Here is a 3,833-nt window from a genome sequence, read left to right as displayed (position 1 = left end):
GTCGGCGGCACCTGCCCGCTCTGGAATGTCTATGAGGCATTCGCCCAGCCCGGGCGCGTGCTGCGCCAGGTCGCGCAGATGCCCGACGGGCGCAAGTATCTATGGATCGCGAGAACGGTGGCGGGCGGGTCTGCCGGGTTCGGTGAGCCGGAGAAGATGTTCGCGATCGGGCTCGGCTGTGATCTGCGCCATGCGGGGCAACTCGTCTATTCGCGCGGGCTCGATCTCGCCGATCCTTCCTTCGCCACGCCGATCGGCGCCGGGTGCAAGGTGTGTGAGCGCCCGGCGTGCCCGCAGCGCGCGTTCCCGCCGATCGGTCGGGCGCTCACGATCGACGAGAACACCGCCGCCCCGGTGCCCTATCCCGTCGCGTGATGCTCGGCGCTGGCATCAGCGTACTGCCAGGCGGCGATGATCAACGAATCCGCGGCCGGCATCCCTGTTCGCCACGTACGGTCGCAGGATAGCCGTGGACCGAAGGTCGAACTGCTCGGACCTGGAGCATGATAAGAACGGGGACCAAACGGTGCTGATGTGTGGCGAGTGACTTCCTCTAGCCTGTGATGCGGATAGACGGTTCGATGTTGGCCGGTCCCGTGCGAGTTATCTTCGCACCATCCTCCCGCATCCATTCAGCAAGCGAATCGAGAGTTGGTTTCAGCGTCCGGCCGAGGGCCGTAATCGCGTATTCGACGCGTGGCGGCATTTCCGAATAGATGGCCCGCGTCACCAAGCCTTGAGCCTCGAACAGGCGAAGGTGGCGCGTCAGTTCCTTTTGGGTGATCGGCGCAGCCGCGCGCTGTAATTCACCAAAGCGGACGGCGCGATCTTCGATGATCAGGCGGTATAGGATCGGGATTGCCCATTTTCCCGAGATCAGATTGACGAAGGCCACCATCGGGCAGCCTTGGTCCATTCCGGCTGGAGGCGGGGCGGGGGGAGCTGACGGCATACACGTTAGTATCAAAAAGGTGCCTACTATACAATTCATACCAGCGCGACGAGACTGACCGCCGATCGAAATGGAGGCGCCGCATGGCACGGTTGGACGGTAAACACGCGCTCATCACGGGCGGGACCAGCGGTATCGGGCTGGAAACAGCCCGCCAATTCCTCGCCGAAGGTGCGACAGTGGCGATCACCGGTCGCTCGGCAGCAGGGCTGGAGAACGCAAGACGCGAATTGGGAGAGGGCGTGCTGGCGATCCGCAGCGAGGCCGGCGAGGTCGGCGGACAAGCGACGCTGGCCGACCAGTTGAAGGCAACATGGCCACATCTCGACATCCTTTACGTCAATGCCGGCGACGTGACCCACCGCCCGCTTGGCGACTGGGACGAGGCGACTTTCGACACGTTGATGGCGACAAACCTCAAAGGCCCGTTCTTCCTGATCCGCGCCCTGCTACCGCTGTTCGCCCGCCCGGCGTCGATCATTCTGTGCGGTTCGGTCTCGGCGCATATCGGTCTGCCGCAGTCGAGCGCCTATGCGGCGAGTAAAGCAGGATTGCTGTCACTCGCCCGCACGCTATCGGGTGAACTGAAAGATCGCGGCATCAGGGTGAACGGCCTCAGCCCCGGCCCCACGGAAACACCCGCCCTCGGCAAGCTCGGACTGGAAGCGCAGGCGGAAGCCGCACTTCGTGACGACATACAGGCGCTCGTGCCGATTGGCCGCATGGGCACCCCGCTCGAACTCGCCAAGGCGGCAGTGTTCCTGGCCTCAGACGAGTCCGCCTTTGTCGTCGGCACCGAATTGTTGGTGGATGGCGGCGTGAAGAATCTGTGAGAGCACACCGCCATGCTCGATAGGAACGGGTATTGAGAATGATCCGTCATTCCCGAAACCCGTTCTAATGAGACGGGACCATAGAGCCCTGGGGTGTCATCCGCCCCTGCCAACATTGGGTCGCCAACGGGGCATTTTTCACCAGGCCCGACCGTTATCCGACGCTCGTGAAGAACTGCCGCAGCGGATCGTCAGCGATGTCCTCATCGGGGGTAACGCCCGCGGTCAACAGGAACATGCACACCTGCGCATATTGACCTACGGTCCAGACGAGGTCGATCGCGCTATGCTCGCCGATCGCCGTGATCAGTTCAGCGAAGGTCGGTTCGGTCACTCGTCCGATCGTCAGCAATTGATCGGCGGCCGCCAGAAGCAGCTGTTCGGAAGCGGGCCACCCGGAGCCATCACCGGTCGCAAGCCTGCGCAGTTCGTCCTCGCTGAACCCGAGCCTTCGCGCGATCTTCGCATGACGGAGAAATTCATATTCGCAGTTGCGTGCCGCCCCGACCCAAAGGATGAGCAGCTCTCGCTGCCGCGAAGATAAGCTGTTGTTCTCCGATAATATATATTGGCCCCAGCCAAGAAACGCCTGCATCGCATCAGGGTGCCGCAGCATGGTGCGGAACACGGCGTGATCGCGACCGGTGCGGACGAACGGCGCGATAAGCGCGCGCTGCTGGTCGTCGATCTCGTTATCGGAAAGAGGCTTGAGTGGCATTAGACGTGACCTTCGCTGTTACAGGAAGCTGACCCTCGCGGTGGCAGCGGCATTCGCCTCAGGCAATCTTCACCGACGATCCCCCGTCGACCGGCAGCAGCACGCCGGTGATGAATCGCGCCTCGTCCGAGGCGAGGAAGAGCGCTGCCATCGCGGTGTCCACGGCGGTGCCCATATGCCCCATCGGGACCGCCTTTGCGCGCTCGGCGATCAGGTCATCCCTGGGAATGCCACGTCGAAGACTTTGCCCCTCGATCGCCATCGGAGTCTGCATCAGACCGGGAAGGATGGCGTTGCAGCGGACCCCGTTTGCCGCCTCGTGATATGCCGTGCTCTGGACAAGCCGATCCAGGCCAGCCTTTGACACCGAATAGGCGAACATCGTGCTCGGCGCGATCGCGGCCAGCGACGAGATCGCGACGATCAACCCCGCTCCGCTTTGGCGCATGACGGGCAAACACGCGCCGAAGCATCGTCTCGCACCCGTAAGGTTGACGCCGAGAATCCGATCCCAGGCCTCTTCGGTCAGCCTGTCCGAAGGCCCGTCATATCGATCGCCGACCCCGACGTTATAGACCAGGATGTCGATGCCGCCGAGCAACTCGTTCGCAGCCCTGGCAATCGCGTCCCCCGCGTCGAGGTCGACCACGTCGGCCTCGAGCACATGGGCTTCGCCTGCGCAGATCGATGCCGTTTCGCGCGCGGACTCACCCTTGCGATCGACCAGCAGCAGCGCCGCACCCTGTTCGGAGAAGATGCGCGAGATCGCGCGACCGTTTCCCTCCGTATCACCTGGCGATTGCCCCGCACCGACGACAACCGCCCGCTTGCCCGATAGACGACCGCTCATCGCTTAATATCCCTTCCCGAGCCGTACCAGAACGTCGCGCATCGCGGCGCTCCAGCAACCGAAATCATGATTGTCGTGCGCGATCACCGTCAAACGATCGCAGGATGGAATTGTCGGCATCTCGGCGGCCGCTGGCGTCGCCGTATTCGTGACGGCGAAGGCGCATGCGGCAATCCGGACATGCGGATGAATCCTCATGACACGATCTCCAAACTCGATTTCATCATGGCGTCTGCTCCGTCGATGTCTTGAAGCTCAAACGAACCGATCGGCTCGGTGGTGAACACTGATGGCCGCTTGGCTAGCGAAACGACATCCGCACCTGCAGGCCGTAACGGCGCGGTGCGCCGACGATACAGCGGATCGCCGTTGCTCCCGTTGCGCTGTTGCGAACGCCGAGAAGGCTCTCCGCGGTCTGGGTGACGCGCTGAATGCAATAGCCCTTGTCTGTGGATCGGCGTGGAAAAGGGACCCCGGTAG

6 protein-coding genes are annotated in these 3,833 nt (G+C 62.9%); 2 read left to right on the top strand and 4 right to left on the bottom strand.

The annotated features are described in order from the left end of the window. Positions 1–375, top strand: a 375-nt coding sequence (locus ACFDTG_RS16440) for a short-chain fatty acyl-CoA regulator family protein (protein WP_375291999.1), incomplete at its 5' end; no start/stop codon positions are given. Positions 376–553: 178 nt separating this feature from the next. Here ACFDTG_RS16440 and ACFDTG_RS16435 read toward each other — a convergent pair. Then, positions 554–916, bottom strand: coding sequence for a winged helix-turn-helix transcriptional regulator (locus ACFDTG_RS16435; RefSeq protein WP_375291998.1), 363 nt, complete (start codon positions 914–916; stop codon positions 554–556). Between the two features lie 119 nt (positions 917–1,035). Here ACFDTG_RS16435 and ACFDTG_RS16430 point away from each other — a divergent pair, with 119 nt between their 5' ends. Beyond that, a complete protein-coding gene (locus ACFDTG_RS16430) occupies positions 1,036–1,785 on the top strand; it encodes an SDR family oxidoreductase (protein WP_375249613.1) in 750 nt (249 codons plus the stop codon). A gap of 154 nt (positions 1,786–1,939) precedes the next feature. Here the strand turns inward: ACFDTG_RS16430 and ACFDTG_RS16425 are convergent, their stop codons facing one another. The 3 genes from ACFDTG_RS16425 to ACFDTG_RS16415 are packed head-to-tail and all read right to left on the bottom strand — an operon-like array spanning position 1,940 to position 3,551. Continuing rightward, a complete protein-coding gene (locus tag ACFDTG_RS16425) occupies positions 1,940–2,503 on the bottom strand; it encodes a carboxymuconolactone decarboxylase family protein (RefSeq protein WP_375249612.1) in 564 nt (187 codons plus the stop codon). Positions 2,504–2,561: 58 nt separating this feature from the next. After that, positions 2,562–3,353 carry an SDR family NAD(P)-dependent oxidoreductase gene (locus tag ACFDTG_RS16420; RefSeq protein ID WP_375291997.1) on the bottom strand — a complete coding sequence of 264 codons (792 nt, stop codon included), beginning with the start codon at positions 3,351–3,353 and terminating at the stop codon, positions 2,562–2,564. Positions 3,354–3,356: 3 nt separating this feature from the next. Next, positions 3,357–3,551: a hypothetical protein gene (locus ACFDTG_RS16415; RefSeq protein WP_375291996.1), complete on the bottom strand. Its 195-nt coding sequence runs from the start codon at positions 3,549–3,551 to the stop codon at positions 3,357–3,359. Between the last annotated feature and the right edge of the window lie 282 nt (positions 3,552–3,833).

Origin of the sequence: Qipengyuania sp., assembly GCF_042095715.1 — a bacterium.
Taxonomy (GTDB): domain Bacteria; phylum Pseudomonadota; class Alphaproteobacteria; order Sphingomonadales; family Sphingomonadaceae; genus Qipengyuania.
Note: the sequence above shows the minus strand (reverse complement) of the source record. Positions and strands in the feature narration are given on the sequence as shown.

Coding starts and splice junctions, on each gene's coding strand:
- ACFDTG_RS16435 (WP_375291998.1), bottom strand. CDS start 916: ATGGACCAAGGCTGCCCGATGGTGGCCTTCGTCAATCTGATCTCGGGA.
- ACFDTG_RS16430 (WP_375249613.1), top strand. CDS start 1,036: ATGGCACGGTTGGACGGTAAACACGCGCTCATCACGGGCGGGACCAGC.
- ACFDTG_RS16425 (WP_375249612.1), bottom strand. CDS start 2,503: ATGCCACTCAAGCCTCTTTCCGATAACGAGATCGACGACCAGCAGCGC.
- ACFDTG_RS16420 (WP_375291997.1), bottom strand. CDS start 3,353: ATGAGCGGTCGTCTATCGGGCAAGCGGGCGGTTGTCGTCGGTGCGGGG.
- ACFDTG_RS16415 (WP_375291996.1), bottom strand. CDS start 3,551: ATGAGGATTCATCCGCATGTCCGGATTGCCGCATGCGCCTTCGCCGTC.